The 19,604-nt window shown below is 74.2% G+C and carries 15 protein-coding genes and 1 pseudogene; 2 read left to right on the forward strand and 14 right to left on the reverse strand.

Features of this window, described 5'->3' with window-relative positions:
* Positions 1–131: 131 nt before the first annotated feature.
* The 7 genes from topA to bldG form a co-directional block, all read right to left on the reverse strand.
* On the reverse strand, positions 132–2,987 hold the full coding sequence (gene topA / locus ACZ7LB_RS03640; protein WP_471465203.1) for a type I DNA topoisomerase: 2,856 nt from the start codon (positions 2,985–2,987) through the stop codon (positions 132–134).
* Between the two features lie 270 nt (positions 2,988–3,257).
* On the reverse strand, positions 3,258–3,455 hold the full coding sequence (locus ACZ7LB_RS03645) for a hypothetical protein (protein ID WP_471465204.1): 198 nt from the start codon (positions 3,453–3,455) through the stop codon (positions 3,258–3,260).
* 170 nt (positions 3,456–3,625) lie between these two features.
* Positions 3,626–5,137: a DUF7059 domain-containing protein gene (locus ACZ7LB_RS03650; RefSeq protein WP_471465205.1), complete on the reverse strand. Its 1,512-nt coding sequence runs from the start codon at positions 5,135–5,137 to the stop codon at positions 3,626–3,628.
* Positions 5,138–5,243: 106 nt separating this feature from the next.
* The gene (locus ACZ7LB_RS03655) at positions 5,244–5,837 is read right to left on the reverse strand and encodes a small secreted protein (RefSeq protein WP_471465206.1); all 594 of its coding nucleotides are present in this window, start codon (positions 5,835–5,837) and stop codon (positions 5,244–5,246) included.
* Positions 5,838–6,048: 211 nt separating this feature from the next.
* Complete coding sequence (locus ACZ7LB_RS03660; protein ID WP_471465207.1) at positions 6,049–8,529, reverse strand: sodium-translocating pyrophosphatase; 2,481 nt, start codon at positions 8,527–8,529, stop codon at positions 6,049–6,051.
* 1,081 nt (positions 8,530–9,610) lie between these two features.
* The gene (locus tag ACZ7LB_RS03665; protein WP_265294293.1) at positions 9,611–10,042 is read right to left on the reverse strand and encodes an ATP-binding protein; all 432 of its coding nucleotides are present in this window, start codon (positions 10,040–10,042) and stop codon (positions 9,611–9,613) included.
* A gap of 104 nt (positions 10,043–10,146) precedes the next feature.
* A complete protein-coding gene (gene bldG, locus ACZ7LB_RS03670; RefSeq protein ID WP_003975386.1) occupies positions 10,147–10,488 on the reverse strand; it encodes an anti-sigma factor antagonist BldG in 342 nt (113 codons plus the stop codon).
* An 82-nt stretch (positions 10,489–10,570) separates the two neighbouring features.
* Here bldG and ACZ7LB_RS03675 point away from each other — a divergent pair, with 82 nt between their 5' ends.
* Positions 10,571–13,324, forward strand: coding sequence for a DEAD/DEAH box helicase (locus ACZ7LB_RS03675; protein WP_471465208.1), 2,754 nt, complete (start codon positions 10,571–10,573; stop codon positions 13,322–13,324).
* A 307-nt stretch (positions 13,325–13,631) separates the two neighbouring features.
* Here the strand turns inward: ACZ7LB_RS03675 and ACZ7LB_RS03680 are convergent, their stop codons facing one another.
* From ACZ7LB_RS03680 to ACZ7LB_RS03705, 6 genes and pseudogenes are all read right to left on the reverse strand, one after another.
* Positions 13,632–14,177: an Rv3654c family TadE-like protein gene (locus tag ACZ7LB_RS03680; RefSeq protein WP_471465209.1), complete on the reverse strand. Its 546-nt coding sequence runs from the start codon at positions 14,175–14,177 to the stop codon at positions 13,632–13,634.
* Positions 14,174–14,503, reverse strand: a complete 330-nt coding sequence (locus ACZ7LB_RS03685) for a TadE family type IV pilus minor pilin (RefSeq protein WP_471465210.1) — start codon at positions 14,501–14,503, stop codon at positions 14,174–14,176. The genes ACZ7LB_RS03680 and ACZ7LB_RS03685 overlap by 4 nt, the downstream gene beginning before the upstream one ends.
* 40 nt (positions 14,504–14,543) lie before the next feature.
* On the reverse strand, positions 14,544–14,783 hold the full coding sequence (locus ACZ7LB_RS03690; protein WP_471465211.1) for a DUF4244 domain-containing protein: 240 nt from the start codon (positions 14,781–14,783) through the stop codon (positions 14,544–14,546).
* Between the two features lie 108 nt (positions 14,784–14,891).
* Positions 14,892–15,683, reverse strand: coding sequence for a type II secretion system F family protein (locus tag ACZ7LB_RS03695; RefSeq protein ID WP_471465212.1), 792 nt, complete (start codon positions 15,681–15,683; stop codon positions 14,892–14,894).
* Positions 15,680–16,564, reverse strand: a complete 885-nt coding sequence (locus ACZ7LB_RS03700) for a type II secretion system F family protein (protein ID WP_471465213.1) — start codon at positions 16,562–16,564, stop codon at positions 15,680–15,682. Before ACZ7LB_RS03700 ends, ACZ7LB_RS03695 begins: the two co-directional genes overlap by 4 nt.
* A pseudogene (locus ACZ7LB_RS03705) lies at positions 16,548–17,195 on the reverse strand (CpaF family protein); the annotation flags it as partial. The pseudogene ACZ7LB_RS03705 and the gene ACZ7LB_RS03700, both read right to left, overlap by 17 nt.
* 35 nt (positions 17,196–17,230) lie before the next feature.
* Here ACZ7LB_RS03705 and ACZ7LB_RS03710 point away from each other — a divergent pair.
* Positions 17,231–18,736 carry a recombinase family protein gene (locus ACZ7LB_RS03710; RefSeq protein ID WP_471465214.1) on the forward strand — a complete coding sequence of 502 codons (1,506 nt, stop codon included), beginning with the start codon at positions 17,231–17,233 and terminating at the stop codon, positions 18,734–18,736.
* A gap of 132 nt (positions 18,737–18,868) precedes the next feature.
* Here the strand turns inward: ACZ7LB_RS03710 and ACZ7LB_RS03715 are convergent, their stop codons facing one another.
* Positions 18,869–19,579, reverse strand: coding sequence for a hypothetical protein (locus ACZ7LB_RS03715; protein WP_471465215.1), 711 nt, complete (start codon positions 19,577–19,579; stop codon positions 18,869–18,871).
* Positions 19,580–19,604 lie beyond the last annotated feature (25 nt).

Here is a 19,604-nt window from a genome sequence, read left to right on the forward strand (position 1 = left end):
GACACGCGTCCGGATCCGGGTCCGGGATCATTCCGGGTCCGGTCAGGGTCCGGGCCCGGTTCGCTCCCGGTCCGGTCCGGACCCGGCCGCTCCGGACCGCTCCCCGTCCGGACCCGGCGGCCGGGCCGGGGTCAGTCCTCCGACGCCTTCGCGGCGGCCCCGGTGGCCGCCCTCTTCGCCGCGGCCGTACCGGTGGCGGTCTTCTTCGCCGCCGCGGTCTTCTTGGCCGCCGTGGTCTTGGCCGCGGTCGTCTTCTTCGCCGCCGTCTTCTTGGCCGGGGCCTTCTTCGCGGGCGCCTTCTTCGCCGTCTTCTTGGCGGGCCCCTTCGCGCGCTTCTCGGCCAGCAGCTCGAAGCCGCGTTCGGGCGTGATCTCCTCGACGCTGTCGCCGGAGCGCAGGGTCGCGTTGGTCTCGCCGTCGGTGACGTAGGGACCGAAGCGGCCGTCCTTGACCACCACCGGCTTCCCGCTGACCGGGTCGGCGCCCAGTTCCTTCAGCGGCGGCTTGGCGGCGGCCCGGCCGCGCTGCTTGGGCTGGGCGTAGACGGCCAGCGCCTCGTCGAGCGTGATCGTGAAGAGCTGGTCCTCGGACTGGAGGGACCGCGAGTCCGTGCCCTTCTTCAGGTACGGGCCGTAGCGGCCGTTCTGGGCGGTGATCTCGACGCCCTCGGCGTCGGCGCCGACGACGCGCGGCAGCGACATCAGCCGCAGGGCGTCGTCCAGGGTCACCGTGTCCAGGGTCATCGACTTGAACAGCGAGGCCGTCCGCGGCTTCACGGCGTTCTTGCCGGTCTTCGGGGTGCCGTCGGGGAGCACCTCGGTGACGTAGGGGCCGTAGCGGCCCTTCTTGGCGACGACGGCGTGGCCGCTGGCCGGGTCGGTGCCCAGCTCGCGGTCGCCGCTGGGCTCGGCGAGCAACTGCTCGGCCAGCTCGACGGAGAGCTCGTCCGGGGCCAGGTCGCCGGGGATGTCGGCGCGCCGGTGCTCCTCGGTGTCCTTCTCGCCCCGCTCGATGTACGGGCCGTAGCGCCCGACGCGCAGGACGATGCCGTTGCCGACGGGGAAGGACGACACCTCGCGGGCGTCGATCGCGCCGAGGTCGGTCACCAGTTCCTTGAGGCCGCCGAGGTGGTCCCCGTCGCCGTTGCCCGCGTCGGCCGCGCCGCCGCCCCCGGCCGGGGTGCCGCCGGGGGCCCCGCCGAAGTAGAAGCGCCTGAGCCACGGCACGGCCTGGGCCTCGCCGCGGGCGATGGCGTCGAGGTCGTCCTCCATCTTGGCGGTGAAGTCGTAGTCGACGAGCCGCCCGAAGTGCTTCTCCAGGAGGTTGACCACGGCGAAGGAGAGGAAGGACGGGACGAGCGCCGTGCCCTTCTTGAAGACGTAGCCGCGGTCCAGGATGGTGCCGATGATCGACGCGTACGTCGAGGGGCGGCCGATCTCCCGCTCCTCCAGCTCCTTGACCAGCGACGCCTCGGTGTAGCGGGCCGGGGGCTTGGTGGCGTGGCCGTCGACCGTGATCTCCTCGGCCCGCAGCGCGTCGCCCTCGCCGACCTGCGGCAGCCTGCGCTCGCGGTCGTCCAGCTCGGCGTTCGGGTCGTCGGCGCCCTCGACGTACGCCTTGAGGAAGCCGTGGAACGTGAGGGTCTTGCCGGAGGCGCTGAACTCGACGTCCCGGCCGTCGGCCGCCGTGCCGCCGATGCGGACGGTGACGCTGTTGCCGGTGGCGTCCTTCATCTGGGAGGCGACGGTCCGCTTCCAGATCAGCTCGTACAGCCGGAACTGGTCGCCGGTGAGCCCGGTCTCGGCGGGCGTGCGGAAGCGGTCGCCGGAGGGGCGGATCGCCTCGTGCGCCTCCTGGGCGTTCTTGACCTTGCCCGTGTAGGTGCGCGGCTGGGCGGGCAGGTAGTCGGCGCCGTAGAGCTGCGTGACCTGGGCGCGGGCGGCGGTGACGGCCGTCTCGCTCAGCGTCGTCGAGTCCGTGCGCATGTACGTGATGTAGCCGTTCTCGTACAGCTTCTGGGCGATCTGCATGGTCGCCTTGGCGCCGAAGCCCAGCTTCCTGGACGCCTCCTGCTGGAGCGTCGTCGTGCGGAACGGTGCGTACGGCGAGCGGCGGTACGGCTTGGACTCGACGGAGCGGACGGCGAAGTCGGTGCGCTCCAGCGCGGCGGCGAGCGCGCGGGCGTCCGCCTCGTCGAGGTGCAGGGTGTTCGCGCCCTTGAGCCGGCCCAGCGAGTCGAAGTCGCGGCCCTGCGCGACCCGGCGGCCGTCGACGCTCTGCAACCGCGCGACCAGCGACGACGGGTCGGACGCGTCCCCGGCGCGGCCCGTGGCGAAGGTGCCGGTCAGGTCCCAGTACGCGGCGGAGCGGAACGCGATGCGCTCCCGCTCCCGCTCGACCACCAGGCGCGTCGCCACGGACTGCACCCGGCCGGCCGACAGGCGCGGCATGACCTTCTTCCAGAGGACCGGCGAGACCTCGTAGCCGTAGAGGCGGTCGAGGATGCGGCGGGTCTCCTGGGCGTCGACGAGCTTCTGGTTGAGCTGGCGCGGGTTGGCGACGGCGGCCCGGATGGCGTCCTTGGTGATCTCGTGGAACACCATGCGCTTGACGGGGATCTTCGGCTTGAGGACTTCCTGGAGGTGCCACGCGATGGCCTCGCCCTCGCGGTCCTCATCGGTGGCGAGGAAGAGTTCGTCGGAGTCCTTGAGCAGGTCCTTGAGCTTCTTGACCTGGGCCTTCTTGTCGGCGTTGACGACGTAGACGGGCTGGAAGTCGTGTTCGACGTCCACACCGAGCCGACGGACCTCGCCGGTGTACTTCTCGGGCACCTCCGCGGCGCCATTGGGAAGGTCGCGGATGTGCCCGACGCTCGCCTCGACGACGTAACCGGGCCCGAGGTAGCCCTTGATCGTCTTCGCCTTGGCAGGCGACTCGACGATGACGAGTCGGCGGCCGCCGTTCGCGGTCTCGCTGGTCGGGGACAACTTCGCTCTTCTCTCCGGTCGGCGCTGCGGCCCCGTCCCGGGCAGTGCTCCCGGGGCGGGTCGTGATGCTGTTCGGTCGTGACGCTGCGGAGTGTGACGGTACCTCCCGCCCCCGTGTCAAACGGGAAAAGCCCGCAACGGCCACTCGAACGGTAACCCGACGAAGCCCGATCCTGCCGCCCGGAGTGCCCACCGTTCCGGCGTGTGCATCCGGAGCGCGGGCTCCCGATTGCCCCGGCCCCTCCGTCGGCGCCGCCCGGAACCGGTGCCTCAGCCGCGCGTCAGGCACCACGCCCCGGCGGCCAGCGCGGCCACGGAGACGAGGCCCGCGACGGCCGCCGACGCCCCCGGGCTCACCCCCAGCGCGACCGGCCGCCCCTGCCGCACCTGGGTCGTGGTCCATGCCAGCAGCCCCGCCCCGAACAGGGCGAACACCGTTCCCGTGAAGATCGCCGGCCCGCTCTCCATGACTCCGCGCCTCTTTCCCGCCGCCCGTCCGTACGCGGCCCCCGCGAGGCTGGCACGCGCGGACGGCGGGCAGACGAACCCGGGGTGAACGCCCGGCCGCCGGCGGTGCCGTCCGGCGGCGGCACGGCGGCGCGGCGGGCACCGGGGGACGGACGGGCGGGCGGGGCCGCCTACGCGGGTTCGAGGAAGCCCTGCTCCACCAGGAGCCGGATCTGCGCCGGGGTGCGGTCACGCAGCGCGACCGGGTCCTCGCCCAGGAGCTGCGCGATGGCGTCCAGGATGCGCCCGGCGCTCATGGTGCCGTCGCAGACGCCCGCGAAGCCCGCGCCCACCGTGTCCACCCGGGTGGCCCGGCGCATGCCGCGGTTCTGGCGCAGGACGACGTGCTCGGGGTCCTCGGCACCGGGGAGCCCGACCTGTTCCTGGACGACCTCGGCGGCCAGCGTGAAGGACGACTCCAGCAGGGCCGCGTCGTCGTGCGCGCGCAGGTGGTCCAGGCGCTCGAAGTGCGCGCGGACCGTCTCGCCGAGCGGCTGCTCGACCGGGTGCGGCCACTCCTCCACCAGGACCGAGGGCACGGCGGCCGGTGTCCGGCGCAGGGTGATCCAGCCGAAGCCGACGGCCCTGACGCCGCGGGCCTCGAACTCGTCCAGCCACGCGTCGTAGCGCTCCCGGTACGCGGCCTCGTCGCCCCGGTGGTCACCGGCGTCGCGCAGCCACAACTCGGCGTACTGCGTGACGTCCTGCACCTCGCGCTGCACGATCCAGGCGTCGCAGCCCGCCGGCACCCAGGAGCGCAGCCGGTCCGTCCACTCCTCGCCCTCCACGTGCTCCCAGTTGGCGAGGAAGTGCGCGAAGCCGCCCTCGTCGAGGTGCCGTCCGGCCTCCCGCACGAGCGAGCGGCACAGCTCGTCCCCGGCCATCCCGCCGTCCCGGTAGGTGAGACGGGCGCCCGGGGAGATGACGAACGGCGGGTTGGAGACGATCAGGCCGTACGTCTCCTCCCCCACCGGCTCGAACAGCGAGCCCTCGCGCAGCTCGGCCGGGCGGGCGCCGGACAGCGCCAGGGTGAGCGCGGTGATGTGCAGCGCGCGCGGGTTGACGTCGGTGGCCGTCACCCGCCGGGCGTGCGCCGAGGCGTGCAGCGCCTGGATCCCGGAGCCGGTGCCCAGGTCGAGGGCGGAGGCGACGGGGGTGCGGACGGTGAGCCCGGCCAGCGTGGTGGAGGCGCCGCCGACACCGAGCACGACCCCCTTCTCGCGGATGCCGACGCCCCCGGCGCCGCCGACCGCGCAGCCGAGGTCGGACACGATGTACCAGTCCTCGCCGCCGGGGCCGCCGTACGGCCGGACGTCGGCGGTGGCCGCCAGGCCGCCGTCCCGGGAGACCAGCCAGCCGCCCTCCAGGCAGTCGTCGACGGGCAGCACCCCGGCGAGGCGCGCGCGGGGCACCGCGCCGCGGAGCAGGAAGAGGCGGACGAGCAGTTCCAGCGGCGTGTCGCCGCGGGTGGCCCGGAGCGCGGGCACCGTCTCGCCGCGCGACAGGGCCGCGTAGGCGGGGGCGCCGAGCAGCTCCAGCAGTCCGTCGGCGGTGAAGGACGCGCCGAGCAGGGCGTCCCGCAGCCGTGCGGCGACGTCGGTGCGGTCGGCGGAGGGCAGGGGGGAGAGGCTGGCGTTACTCACGCCCCCATTGTCACCCGCGCGGGGGCCCGCGCCCGGCGGGTCCGGCACCCGCCCGGGCGGCGGGCGGTGGTGCGCGGCGCCCGGCGGTGCGTCGGCCGGGAGCGGATCAGCCCGCGGCCGTCCCGGCGGCCGACGGCGAGGCGGACTGGCAGCTCGGCTGCTTGGCCATGGCCCTGCCGACGTCGCCCTCCTCCAGGTTCTTCAGCGCGTCGCTGCTGGACCTGCTGAGCTTGTTCAGCTCGGTGGCGACGTCCTTGAGCCCGTCGGCGAACTTGCCCTGGTCCTTGGTGTCGAGGGCCTCCACCTGCTTGCGCAGGGACGCGTACGACGCCGAGAGCCCGTTGAGTTCCTTGACGGCGTCCTGCTGCTTCTTCTCGCCGTCGTCGACGTTCGGCGGGCCGGCCTTCCGGACCGCGTCGGCCATCGCCCCGTAGGCGTCGGACATGTCCTGGAATGCCTTCGCGTCGGTCTTCTGGACCTCCGCCGGCGTGCTGTTGTCCGAGGTCTCCTTCTGGATCGCGGCGTTGGCGCCCTCGATCTTCTTCGCCTGCGGCTGCACCGCGTCGCAGACCTGCTTGGCCCAGGTGTCCAGCTTCTCGTTGCCGTCGTCGCCGCCGCACCCCGTCAGCGCCAGTACCAGTACCGCACCGCCGGACAGCGCGGCCGCGAGCTTCTTGTTCACCGGATTGGTCCCTTCCATGGCCCTCGGCCCCGGAACATACACGCCGGACGAGGGACACCCGAGGGACGTGCATCCGCTACGACCGTTATTGAAGCCATTTGCACCAAGCGAGAGAAGGCTCACGGTGACCCGCTCCCCGGCCCCGCCGTGCGGGGGCCGGACACCCCGTCAACAACTTTCCCCCACACGCCTCTTGATCCCACGTCCGCCCCGGCCCCGGTCCGCCGCGCTACGAATGCGCCGCTCCGCCGACCGGCCCGGCCCCCGGGCCGTCCCCGCCGTCCAGCACGGCACCGCGCCGCTTCGACACGTACACCGCGCCCGCGATCACGAGCAGGGCGACGACCGCGACCGCCACCCGCACCCCGGTGCTCCGGTCGGCGCCGTAGGAGAACTTGACGACCGTCGGCGCGATGAGCAGCGCCACGAGGTTCATCACCTTCAGCAGGGGGTTGAGGGACGGGCCCGCGGTGTCCTTGAAGGGATCGCCGACGGTGTCGCCGATGACGGTCGCCGCGTGCGCCGCGCTCCCCCTGCCGCCGTGGCGGCCGTCCTCCACCAGCTTCTTGGCGTTGTCCCAGGCGCCGCCCGAGTTGGCGAGGAAGACCGCCATCAGCGTGCCCGCGCCGATCGCGCCCGCCAGGAACGCACCGAGGGGACCCACCCCGAGCGTGAACCCGACGAAGACCGGCGCCAGCACGGCGAGCAGCCCGGGGGTGGCGAGTTCGCGCAGGGCGTCACGGGTGCAGATGTCGACGACCCGGCCGTACTCCGGCCGCTCCGAGCGGTCCATGATCCCGGGCCGCTCCCGGAACTGCCGCCGTACTTCCATGACCACGGCCCCCGCCGACCGGGACACCGCGTTGATCGCCAGCCCCGCGAAGAGGAACACCACCGCCGCGCCCGTGATCAGTCCGACGAGGTTGTCGGGCTGCGAGATGTCCATCGTCAGCGTCAGCGGCGCCCCCTCGCCGCCGAGCCGTTCGCCCACCTCGCGCGCGCCGGTGGCGAGGGCGTCGCGGTACGAGCCGAACAGCGCGGAGGCGGCGAGCACGGCGGTGGCGATCGCGATGCCCTTGGTGATCGCCTTGGTGGTGTTGCCGACCGCGTCCAGCCCGGTGAGCACCCGGGCGCCCTCGCCCCGCACGTCGCCGGACATCTCGGCGATGCCCTGGGCGTTGTCGCAGACCGGGCCGAAGGTGTCCATCGCGACGATCACCCCCACCGTGGTGAGCAGCCCGGTGCCGGCCAGCGCCACCGCGAACAGCGCCAGCGTGATCGACGTCCCGCCCAGCAGGAACGCCCCGTAGACGCCGAGCCCGATCAGCAGGGCGGTGTAGACCGCGGACTCCAGCCCGAGCGAGACCCCGGCCAGGACGACCGTGGCGGGGCCGGTGAGGGAGGCCCTGCCGACGTCCCGCACGGGCCGCCGGGCGGTCTCGGTGAAGTAGCCGGTGAGCCGCTGGATCAGGGCGGCCAGCACGATGCCGATGGCCACGGCCACGAAGGCGAGCACCCGCGGATCGCCGCTCCTCGTCAGCACGGCCGCCTCGGTGACCCCGGTGAGGGCGGCGTACGAGTCCGGGAGGTAGACGGACACGGCGACGCCCACCAGCACCAGCGAGGCCCCGGCGGAGACGAGGAACCCCCGGTCGATCGCGCTCATGCCGCCGCGGTCGGACCGCCGGGGCGCCACGGTGAGGATCCCCGCCATGGCGGTGAGCACACCGATCGCCGGGACCAGCAGCGGGAACGCCAGGCCGGCGTCCCCGAAGGCCGCCTCGCCGAGGATCAGGGCGGCGACCAGGGTCACGGCGTACGACTCGAAGAGGTCGGCCGCCATGCCCGCGCAGTCCCCGACGTTGTCGCCCACGTTGTCCGCGATGGTCGCGGCGTTGCGCGGGTCGTCCTCCGGGATGCCCTGCTCGATCTTCCCGACCAGATCGGCCCCGACGTCGGCGGCCTTGGTGAAGATGCCGCCGCCGACCCGCATGAACATCGCGATCAGCGCGGCACCCAGGCCGAAGCCCTCCAGCACCTTGGGCGCGTCGGCCGCGTACACCAGCACCACGCAGGAGGCGCCGAGCAGGCCGAGCCCCACGGTGAACATGCCGACGACGCCGCCGGTGCGGAAGGCGATCCTCATCGCCCGGTGCGCGACGGGGGCGGTGCCGTCCGTCTCCGTCCCGGGCGCGACCGGTGCCGGTGTGCCCGCTCCGGGGGTGCCCGGCCCGCCGGTGCCCGGCCCGGTCGGGGCTTCCGGGGGGCCCGTCGTCCGGGCCGCCTCCCGCGCCGCCGCCGCGACCCGGACGTTGCTGCGGACGGCGAGCCACATGCCGGTGTATCCGGTGGCCGCCGAGAACGCCGCTCCGACCAGGAAGAAGACCGACCGTCCGGCCCGCTGCCCCCAGCCGTCCGCGGGCAGCGCCAGGAGCAGGAGGAACACGACGACGGCGAAGACGCCGACGGTGCGCGACTGCCGGGTCAGAAAGGCCCCGGCGCCCTCCTGGACGGCCGCCGCGATCTCCCTCATGCGCGCGGTCCCCTCGTCCGCGGCGAGCACCTCGCGCAGCAGGATCCCCGCGACGACCAGCGCGGCCAGCGCGACCACAGCCACGGCGACGACGAGGACGCGGTTGCCGCCGGTCAGCACCGCCGCCGCGAGGGCCGCGGGATCGCCCAGCGGGCGCGGTGGGGAAAGCTCCGCCATTCGTCCTCCGGGCGCTGGGCCGAGCCCGGGACCGCGGACGGGCCCCGGGCACCGGAACCGGGGCGCGGCGGGCGGCCGCGACGGGCGAGCGTGGCAGGCGGCCACGACGGGACGGCCGCGACGAGCGGCCCCGGCGGACCGCCACGGCGGGCGGCGGACCGGGGACCGGCCCACTGGCCCGGGATTCCACGGGCAGGCTAAGGTCCCGCCGCCGGCGGTTCCGGGCGACCGGGCGGGCCGTTCACGCGAACGGCGGGTGCCGGGTGGGCGGGGGCGAGGGCCGTCCCGGCCTGGGAGCCGCCTGGGCCCGGGGGTCGCCTTGGTCCGGGGGTCGCCTTGGTCCGGGGGCACCTGGGCCCGGAAATCGCCTTGATCCGGGAGCCGCCTCGGCCGGGAGCCCTTGATCCGGGGGTCGCCTTGGCGCGGGAACCCCTTGCCCCGGGGGCGCCTTGATCCGAGGGGGCCGCCTTGTCCCACGAGCCGTCTTGGCTCCGGGACCGGCGAGGGCCGAGCCTGCCCGATCCGGAGGTCCGCCTGCCCGGGGCCTCTGCCCGAGGGGGTCGCCCTGCCCGGGGTCGCCTGGGCCCGGGACTCCCTGCCGCCGGCTCAGGGCCGCACGAGGCGGGGCGTTCGGGCGAATGACGGCGATGGGTGACCCATGGCTGATTTCGGTGCGCCGCAGCACGCCGACGGAGTGATGCGCGGGGGTACGCCGCCCGGCACTCGGGCGCGTCGGCCCGAGGGGCCGCGGAAGGCGCGGGAGGCGCGGGAGGCGCGGCGGGTACTGCCGCCGGCCGGAGGCCCGGTGGCTGCGAGGGCGAGTGGACCCAGCACCCACTCCTGGAAGGCGACGGGCACGTCCGGAGGCCCGGGGCCGGTGTTCACGGACGCGGCCCACAGCGCTTGGAAACCGGGCGCATCCGGGAGTCTCCCGCTCCGGGCGGCCCCGTGCCCGGCCAGGAGAGTCCTCCGCGCGCGGCGGGCTCCTCGTCCGGAGCGCTCAGGAAAGCCCAGCCCGCCGCAGGCGGCCTCGGTACCCGGCAGGACCTCGTCGCGCGGCGTCGGAGCTTCGTGCGGGCCGTCAGACCGTCGGCAGCGGCGGGGGCGCGGTCGGCCAGGTCATGCGGATCAGCCCGCCGTCCTCGTCGGCGGTGACCTTGACGTCGTCGACGAGACCGCTGATGACCGCGAGGCCCATCTCGTCCTCCTCGGTCTCCGCGTCCCCTTCGGCGGCGCCCGGCGCCCCGGCCGCGGTGCTCGCGTGGGGGGCCTCGTCACCGACCTCGATGGAGAACTGCTTCTCGTCCTCGATCAGTGCCACCTTGACCGGCGCGGTGATACCGCCGTTCCGGTGAAGACCCACCGCCCGGCTGCACGCCTCGCCGACGGCGAGCCTGACCTCGTCGAGGACGGCCTCGTCCACCCCGGCCCTGCGTGCCACCGCTGCCGCCACCAGGCGGGCGGTACGGACGTGCTCGGGCAGCGCGCTGAAGCGGAGTTCGACGGTGGCCATGCATCCCCCTCGGAACTAGGGCGTGCGATGTCGAAGGGCCGGGCCGCCGACAGCCCGGCCCCTCCTTGCTCGCTGGCCCCGGGCACACGGCCCGGGGCCGGTCGTCAGTCGGTGGCCGCCACCGCTTCCTCGACCGAGGTGTGGATCGGGAACACCTTGGTGAGGCCGGTGATACGGAAGATCTTGAGAATGCGCTCCTGGTTGCAGACCAGGCGCAGCGAGCCCTCGTGGGCACGCACCCGCTTCAGTCCGCCGACCAGCACGCCGAGCCCGGTGGAGTCGAGGAAGTCCACGCCCTCCATGTCGACGACGAGGTGGAAACTCCCGTCGTTCACCAGCTCGACCAGCTGCTCACGCAGCTTGGGCGCGGTGTATACGTCAATTTCGCCACCGACCTCGACGACCGTACGATCGCCGACGGTACGGGTCGACAGGGACAGGTCCACGGATCCTCCAGCACCTTGCTATCGAGCGGTCGTCCCTCGGGACACCTCGGCTTGAAGCCCCCAGGACGGTTCGCCAGCCGCGATGGCATTCAATCACTTACCGGCAGGCGTGCACGACGCCTTGGTCCCATTGTCCGTCACGCCAGTGACACACTCGATGCCGATGGCCGAGAATCACCGATCCGATCACCCCCCGGCGGGACCCGTGTCCCGGCCGGATCCGGGCACCGTCCTGGCCCGGCTGGCCGCGGGACCGAGCCGGGCTGCGCGCATCACTCATACGGAGCACCTGCCCCCGCGCGCGGGTCGTCATGCCGTCTGGCCGGAACGGATTCGCCCCGAAGTGATCGCCGCCCTGCACACCGCGGGCATCGAACACCCCTGGGCCCACCAGGCACGGGCCGCGGAACACGCCCTGGACGGCGAGTCCGTGGTCGTCGCCACCGGCACCGCCTCGGGCAAGTCCCTGGCCTATCTGGTACCGGTCCTGTCGGCCCTCCTCCAGGGCTCCGAGGCGCCGAACGGACGGGGCGCGACCGCGCTCTACCTGGCCCCGACGAAGGCGCTCGCCGCCGACCAGTGCCGCGCCGTGCGGGAACTCGCCCGACCATTGGGCACATCCGTTCGACCAGCCGTGTACGACGGCGATACTCCGTTCGAGGAACGCGAGTGGATCCGCCAGTACGCCTCCTATGTCCTGACCAACCCGGACATGCTCCACCGGGGCATCCTGCCCTCCCACCCCCGCTGGTCCTCCTTCCTGAAGTCGCTGAAGTACGTCGTCATCGACGAGTGCCACACCTACCGCGGCGTCTTCGGCTCCCATGTGGCCCAGGTGATACGCCGTCTGCGCCGGCTCTGCGCCCGCTACGGCGCGGCACCGGTGTTCCTGCTCGCCTCCGCCACCGCCGCCGAGCCCTCCGCGGCCGCCGGACGGCTGACCGGGCTGACCGTGGTGGAGGTCGCCGACGACGCCTCCCCCCGGGGCGACCTGGTGTTCGCCCTCTGGGAGCCGCCGCTGACCGACCTGGCGGGCGAGAGGGGCGCGCCGGTCCGCCGCACCGCCACCGCCGAGGCCGCCGACCTGCTCACCGACCTGACCGTGCAGGGCATGCGGTCGATCACCTTCGTCCGCTCCCGGCGCGGCGCCGAGCTGATCTCCGTCATCGCCCAGGAGCGGCTCGCCGAGGTCGACCGCTCGCTGACCCGGCGCGTCGCCGCCTACCGCGGCGGCTACCTCCCCGAGGAGCGCCGCGCCCTCGAACGCGCCCTGCACTCCGGCGAACTCCTCGGCCTCGCGGCCACCAACGCCCTGGAACTCGGCGTCGACATCTCCGGCCTGGACGCCGTGGTGATCGCGGGCTATCCGGGGACGCGGGCCTCCCTGTGGCAGCAGGCGGGGCGCGCGGGGCGGTCCGGGCAGGGCGCGCTGGCGGTGCTGGTCGCCCGGGACGACCCCCTGGACACGTTCCTCGTCCACCACCCCGAGGCGCTGTTCGACCAGCCCGTGGAGTCCACCGTCCTCGATCCCGACAACCCCTACGTGCTCGCCCCGCACCTGTGCGCAGCGGCGGCCGAACTGCCCCTGACCGACGAGGACCTGACACTGTTCGGGCCCGCCGCCGGTAAGCTGCTGCCCCAGCTGGAGGAGGCGAGGCTGCTGCGCCGCCGCACCCGCGCCTGGCACTGGACTCGCCGGGAGCGCGCCGCCGACCTGACGGACATCCGCGGGGAGGGCGGACGCCCGGTCCAGGTCGTGGAGGCCGCGACGGGCCGGCTGCTGGGCACCGTGGACGCCGGGGCCGCGCACACCACCGTCCACGAGGGCGCCGTCCACCTGCACCAGGGGCGCACCTACCTCGTCCGCTCCCTGGACCTGGAGGACTCCGTCGCCCTGGTCGAGGCTGCCGCGCCCTCGTACTCCACCGTGGCCCGCGACACCACCGCCATCTCCGTCCTGGAGACCGACACCGAGGTGCCCTGGGGCGACGGCCGCCTCTGCTACGGCTCCGTCGAGGTGACCAACCAAGTGGTCTCCTTCCTGCGCCGACGCCTGATCACCGGCGAAGTCCTGGGCGAGACCAAGCTCGACCTCCCTCCTCGGACACTGCGCACCCGCGCCGTCTGGTGGACGGTCACGGAGGACCAACTCGACGCGGCCCGGATCAACCCGGAGATCCTCGGCGGCGCCCTGCACGCCGCCGAGCACGCGTCGATCGGCCTGCTCCCCCTGTTCGCGACCTGCGACCGCTGGGACATCGGCGGCGTCTCCGTGCCCCTGCACCCGGACACCCTGCTGCCGACGGTCTTCGTGTACGACGGCCACCCGGGCGGGGCGGGCTTCGCCGAGCGCGCCTTCCGCACCGCCCGCGACTGGCTCACCGCCACCCGCGAGGCCATCGCCTCCTGCGAGTGCGACGCCGGCTGCCCGTCCTGCGTCCAGTCCCCCAAGTGCGGCAACGGCAACGAACCCCTGCACAAACGGGGAGCCGTCCGCCTCCTCACGGTCCTGCTGCGAGGAGCCGCCGAGCCCGTCAACGGGACGGCCGGGGCGCCACCGGACGCGCGGACGAACGAGGTCCCCGAGGCACCCGGGACGACGGCCGGAGACGCGGCCGGGGACGCGGCCGGGCGGGCCCCCACGGTCGCGGGGGCGGACGCGGGCCCGGGGCCCGGTACGCGGACGGCAACGTCAGCGTCCGCGGACGCGGCGCCGGGGAGGGGCCCGGATGCCGAGCCCGGCGCCGGACGAAACCCGGAGACGAACCCCGGGGCGGATCCCGAGACGGAGGTCGGGGCGGACACGGAGACGGGGACCGACAGGGGGGCGGCGTAAACGGCTGAACCGGCCCTACCGGAACCAAGCCCGCCCCGCTCCCCACCATCGGTTCCGCCGAATCACGAGGTCACCCTGTCCCGGCCACCGGGCCACCGCGCCACCGCGCCACCGCGCCACCGCGCCACCGCGCCACCGCGCCACCGCGCCACCGCGCCACCGCGCCACCGCGCCACCGCGCCACCGGGCCACCGGGCCACCGGGCCACCGGGCCACCGGGCCACCGGGCCACCGGGAAAGCCTCCCCCGGCCGCCGGGTCGGCGGACCCGTCCCATCCCGACGCGATCCCATGCCGCCCCGCCGCGGTCACACCGGTCTCACCCGGGCCACTGGAAGGGCGACACCCCCGCTCGGGTCCGGTGCCGCCCGGAACGCCCGGAACTCCGGTCCCGCCCAGGGATTCCGGTCCCCCGACGGTTCCGGCCCCGCCACGGGTACCCGGCCCGGCAGCGACCCCGCCACCGCCATCGGGTCCTCCCCAGGTGGCCCCGCACGGGCCCGTACCTCCGCCGCGAAGGGTCCCCGGCCCGCGGCGGCCGTCACGTCGGAGACACGGCCGGTGAGGACGCAGCGCACGAGCCGTGTCCCCTGGGCCCCCGCGATGTCCCGGGCACGCGCGCAGGCGCTCTCCGCGCCGTCCGCCCAGTGGTCGGCCGCCACGAGTGCCGCCAGATCGGCGCCTCCCGCCGCGCGGTGCCGGGCCACGACCGCCTGCCCCAGGGCCAGCACCACGCCGAACACCAGGCACAGGACGGCCACGGCGCCCAGACTCCAGACCGTCGCGGAGCCCCTGTCGGAGCGCAGCCGCCGCAGCCGCCGCCGAGGTACCGCGGACCGTCCCGCGCCCCTCATGGCCCCTCCCCCGCCGTCTCCTCCACCGCCGCCACGGCCTCCTCCCGCACCGTGAACGGCAGCGCCCGCAACATCGGCGATTCGGCCACGACGACCACCCGCACACGGCCCGCCCCGCGGTGAACGGTGATCCGCGCCCCGCGCGGCGCCGCCTCCCGGGCGACCTCCAGGACCGCGTCCGCCGGATCCTGGCGGGCGGCGGCCCGGGCACCGGTGCGGGCCGCGTCCACGCACTGGATCTGAACGGCCATCACGAGCAGCCCCCACACCAGGGCCAGCGCGAACATCACCAGCACCGGCAGCACCACGGCCGTCTCCGCCGTCACGAACCCCCCGTCCGGGGCGCCCCGGGCCCGCGCGCGCCGCTCACATCCGCGCACTGAGCGCCCGCTTCACGATGCCCTGCAACTCCGCGCTGACCGTCCCGCTGGTCACCACCTTGTAGAGCACCACGGCGAACGCGACCGCCGCCACGATGCCCATCGCGTACTCGGACGTGACCATGCCGGCGTCCCGTCGGTCCGAGGTCCGCCGCGCCGCCGCGCGGGCCGCCCCGCGCACTCCGCACACCAGGGCACCCAGCCGCGCCCGCACCACTCCGTACATCCCAACTCCTCATGTTCGGTTTCCGTTGTCCATCCACCACTGCTGCCCGGCACCGCTGTCCGGGTCTCCCGGCAGTGCCGTCGCCCTGTCTCGCCGACCGTCACCGCGTCATCCGCCGCCCCCTCCCAGCGCTCCGCCCGCGAGCCCGATCACCACCGGCAGGACGCCCACCGCGATGAAGGCGGGCAGGAAGCACAGGCCCACCGGCGCGGTGACCATGACGGCGGCCCGGCGGGCCCTGGTCGTCGTGGCCCGGGAACGGTCGGCGCGGACCTGGGCGGCGAGACGGCCGGCCGGTCCGGCGGCCGGGAGGCCGGAGACATCGGCGCGCTCCAGCAGCCGCGCCAGTGGCTCCGCTCCGGGCAGCGCGGCCAACCCGCTCCAGGCCGCGCCCGGTTCACTCCCGAGCCTGACCTCGGCCGCACCCCGGGCCAACGCCTCGCCGACGGGGCCGCCGAGCGCCTCGCCCACGGCCCTGGCCGCGAGCACCGGCCCCGCCCCCGCCGCGACGCAGGCCGCGAGCAGGTCTGCGGCGAGCGGCAGTTGGCGTCCGGCCTCCGCGCCGAGGGCCGTCTCCGCCGCCGTGCGGGCGGGCGGGTGCCGTGCGCGCCAGTGCCACAGCGCCCCGGCGACGACCGCCCCGGCCAGGGCGCCGATGACGCCCCCGATCAGCAGGTGCCCGGCGGCCACCGGCCCGGCCAGGGGCAGCCAGGCACGGCCCGCGGCCAGCAGCGCGGCCCTTCTCCGTCCCGCTCGCGGCGGCTCCGGGGCCAGCAGCCCGGCCAGCCTTCCGCGCACCGCCCGCGCCCGGTGCGCGGCGCCGACCCGGTGGGCCAGCCAACCGGCGGCCGGCACCGCCGCCGACACGGCCCACAGCCCGCGGACGGCCTCCCCGTTCACGCCACCGCCTCCGTCCCGCGCACGATCCGCGCCACCCACCACAGGCCCAGGCCCTCCAGCACACCGCCGGCCAGCAGACAGCCCAGGCCCGCGCCGGTGTGCAGCAGCACGTGCAGCGGATCGGCCCCGAGGGCGAAGCCGAGGAGGAGCCCCAGCGCCGGAAGTCCGGCGAGCATCGCGGCCGTTGCCCTGGCTCCCGCCAACTGGGCGTGCAGATCGGCCCGCTGGTCCCGCTCGGCGCGCAACGCCGCCTCCAGTCGGTCGAGTCCGGCCGCGAGTCCCGCGCCCTGGTCGACGGCGACCCGCCAGCAGGCCGCGAGCCCGCGCAGTCCCTCGGCGCCGGGCTGCCGGGCCGCCGCCGTGAGGGCCGCCGGGACGTCGCCGCCGAACCGGGCCGCCGCCAGCACCCCCGCCCCGGCGTTCCCGAGCCCTCCGGCGTCCCGGGCCGCCCACCGCAGCGCCTCGCCCGGCTGGCGTCCCGCCCGGACCTCCCCGGCGAGCGCCCCGCACAGCACGATCACGGCATCCCGGCGGCGCTCCCGCTCCCGCCCCGCCCGTGCCTCCCTCAGGGTCCGGCGCAGCACCGGCACCCCGGCCGCCCCCGCGACGGCCGGCAGCGGCGAACCGCCCAGCACGGCCAGCACCAGCCCCGCCAGGGCCACCGCCCACTCGGGACGCAGCCGCCCCCGGAGCCACCGCACTCCCTCCGCCACCCGGTCCGGCAACGGGGGCGCTCCCGCCGGGCCGATGCCCGCGCCGCACCCGGCCGGGAGCAGCAGCCGCGCCCGGCGCGCCCCGCGGTGCCGGGCCGCGGTGAGCCGTGCCGAGAGGGCGAGGCAGACCAGGGCCCCGGCCATCGCCGCCTCACTCGCCGCCGTCATGAACCGGCTCCCTTCCGGCGGTGCGCGGGTCCGGGGCGGGGGCACCGGCCTCCGGACCGGCACCGCTCAGCAGTTGCCGCAGCCGGTCCCAGCCGGGCTCGGCCACGAACGCCCGGGGACCCCAGCGCAGCGCGGGCACCGTCCGCACCAGCCCCGACGGATCCCGCTCCAGCACGTGCACCTCGGCGACGCGCCGCCGCCCCGACCGGTCCCGGGCCAGATGCAGGACGACCGAGAGGGCCGCCGAGAGCTGGCTGTGCAGCGCCGCGCGGTCCAGCCCCGCGGCCGTCCCGAGCGCCTCCAGCCGGGCGGGCACGTCGGACGCCGCGTTGGCGTGCACGGTTCCGCAGCCGCCCTCGTGGCCGGTGTTCAACGCGGCCAGCAGATGCACCACTTCGGGCCCCCGCACCTCGCCGACGACCAGCCGGTCCGGTCGCATCCGCAGCGCCTGCCGCACCAGGTCCTCCAGGGTGACCAGGCCCGCGCCCTCCTGGTTGGCGGGGCGGGTCTCCAGCCGTACGACGTGCGGATGGTCCGGCCGCAGCTCGGCCGAGTCCTCGGCCAGCACGATCCGCTCGCCCGGGCCGACGAGCCCGAGCAACGCGCTCAGCAGCGTCGTCTTCCCGAACCCGCGACAAGAACACCACTATCCGGCATACTCCGGTCATGAAGACCACTCCAACGGGGGGCGCCCGGACGCGCGCCGTCATCTACCTGCGGATCAGCCAGGACCGCACCGGCGCCCACCTTGGAGTGGACCGGCAGCGCGAGGACTGCGAGGCCCTCGCCACCCGAAACGAGTGGGACGTCGTCGAGACGTACATCGACAACGACCTCTCCGCCTACAGCGGGAAGAAGCGGCCGGGCTACCGGAGGATGCTCTCCGACCTCGACGGCGGTACCGCGACCGTCGTCATCGCCTGGCACACCGACCGTCTCCACCGCTCCCCCACCGAGCTGGAGGAGTACATCGACCTGTCCGAGCGCCGCGGCGTCAACACGCATACCTGCCAGGCCGGGCCGATCGATCTGTCCACGCCCTCGGGGCGGATGACCGCGCGCATCCTCGGCGCCGTCGCCCGGCACGAGTCCGAGCACAAGGGTGAGCGCGTCGCCCGCGCCCGCCAGCAGAAGGCCATGGCGGGTGAGTGGACGGGCGGCATCCGCCCGTTCGGCTGGGGCGTGCCCACCGGGGAGCTGCGCAAGAGGATCGACCGGAAGACGGGCGAGGAGACCGAGGCGCCCGTCTTCGACATGAGCGGGGCCCGGCCGGACGAGAAGGCGGCCATCGAGTACGGCACCGACCTCATCCTGACTGGCGGGTCGGTGCGCGGCTTCCGGGACTGGCTGCGGAGCAAGGGCATCACCACGACCCTCGGCAACGAGTTCACCCACCAGGAGGCCCGCGCGATCCTGCTGCGCCCGAGGAACGCCGGGATCGCGGTGTACCGGGGCGAGGAGGTCGGCCGGGGCCAGTGGGAGGCGCTGGTGCCCGAGCCGAAGTTCCGGGCCGTCGTGGCGATCCTGACGGACCCGGCCCGGGTCACGACGCCGGGGGCACAGCCGAAGTGGCTGGGCTCGCTGCTGTACCAGTGCGGGCGCGGGGACTGCACCGAGCACGTCACGGTCACGCAGTCCGGTGGCCGCTCGTATCCGAGCTACCGGTGCCCGACCGGGCACGGCGGCGGCCGGCGCGCGGAGATCGTCGACCGGTACGTCGTGGACACGGTCATCGGCCGGCTGGAGCGGCCGGATGCGCATGAGCTGCTGGAGCCGTCGGCGGAGGGCGTGAACGTGGCAGCGTTGCAGGCGGAGGCCGAGCTGATCCGGGCGCGGATGCGGGACCTCGGCGGGTTGTTCGGCGCGGGGCAGCTTGAGCTGGTGCCGTTCACGGAGGGCATGGACACGGCGCGCGGCCAGCTGGAGGGGGTCACCAGGCAGTTGGCCCGGGCGGTGATCGCCGACCCGTTGGCCGGCCTGGTGGGGGCGCCGGATGTTGGGGTGGCGTGGAAGTCCATGACTCTGGAGCAGCAGCGGGGGGCTCTGCGATCACTGGTCGAGGTGACGCTGAAGACACCGCGGCCGGGCCGGATGCCGGACGGGGGGTACTTCGACTATGAGGCAGTGGTGTTCCGCTGGAAACGAGGTGCCGCCGCCGTGCACCCAGGCTAGGCGGCACTCTGGCAAGAGGAAGATGGGCCGCCATCAGCACAGGTGCACCCTCACGAAGCCCCTCCGCAGTACGGAGGGGCCTCTTTTATTTCTGGAGAAGACCCGCCTACATTCATTTGGCGGGGCGAGAGGTCAGAATGGCGAGTCATCCGTCTGCCACACACTTGACGGGCTTTCTACCTGCTCGGATGCGTCAGCTAGCAGCCGCAAGAGCCGGGGAGCAGAATGGCGTTGCATTAGTTGAGCGAAGTCTGCGATGGTCCTCCACTCATCCAGCGTGAACTCTTCGCCCTCCCCTTCATTTAGGGAACGCCACGTGTCGTAGGCCTCTTCTCCGTCTTCCCACTCCACGCGGGCTGATGGTTGCCAAACCAGCTTTTGGGGCGCAAGCAGCCGGTTCACAGTGTCAACAACGGTCGCAGGATATCTGAGGGGAATTGAAGCGAACAGGAGATCCTTCATTCTGAGGAGCGGTTTTTTCTGCCGCTCCTCCCCTTCCACGTGCCGATGAAGGCGATAAAAGAAGTTATCCGCGTCAATTCCTGGCCGTTCCACTGGGAGCATGAAATAGGAGACCGGATATTCGAACACGCGAGAAAACGTGACAAGTTCGTTTGCATCGAAGATGCGGGGGCGGTCTGTCGCTACGGCTCGCTCAGAAGCACTCAAGGTTGCCGCGGTCCAGCGCTTCCCGCTCTCCGCCTCCAGGCGTTCGGCAGTCTCGTCCTGGGTCCATCCTCGGCTACGCCTAGCCCGAGCCAGGTTGTAGGAGACCACTTGGTTGATGGTCAGCAGGTAGAGCTCCGCCTGCTCAGACTTCGCCTCATCCACTCGCTTCGACATGCCCTCACTGTAGACCACCAGTCAA

The organism is Streptomyces sp. NPDC107521, from assembly GCF_055598485.1.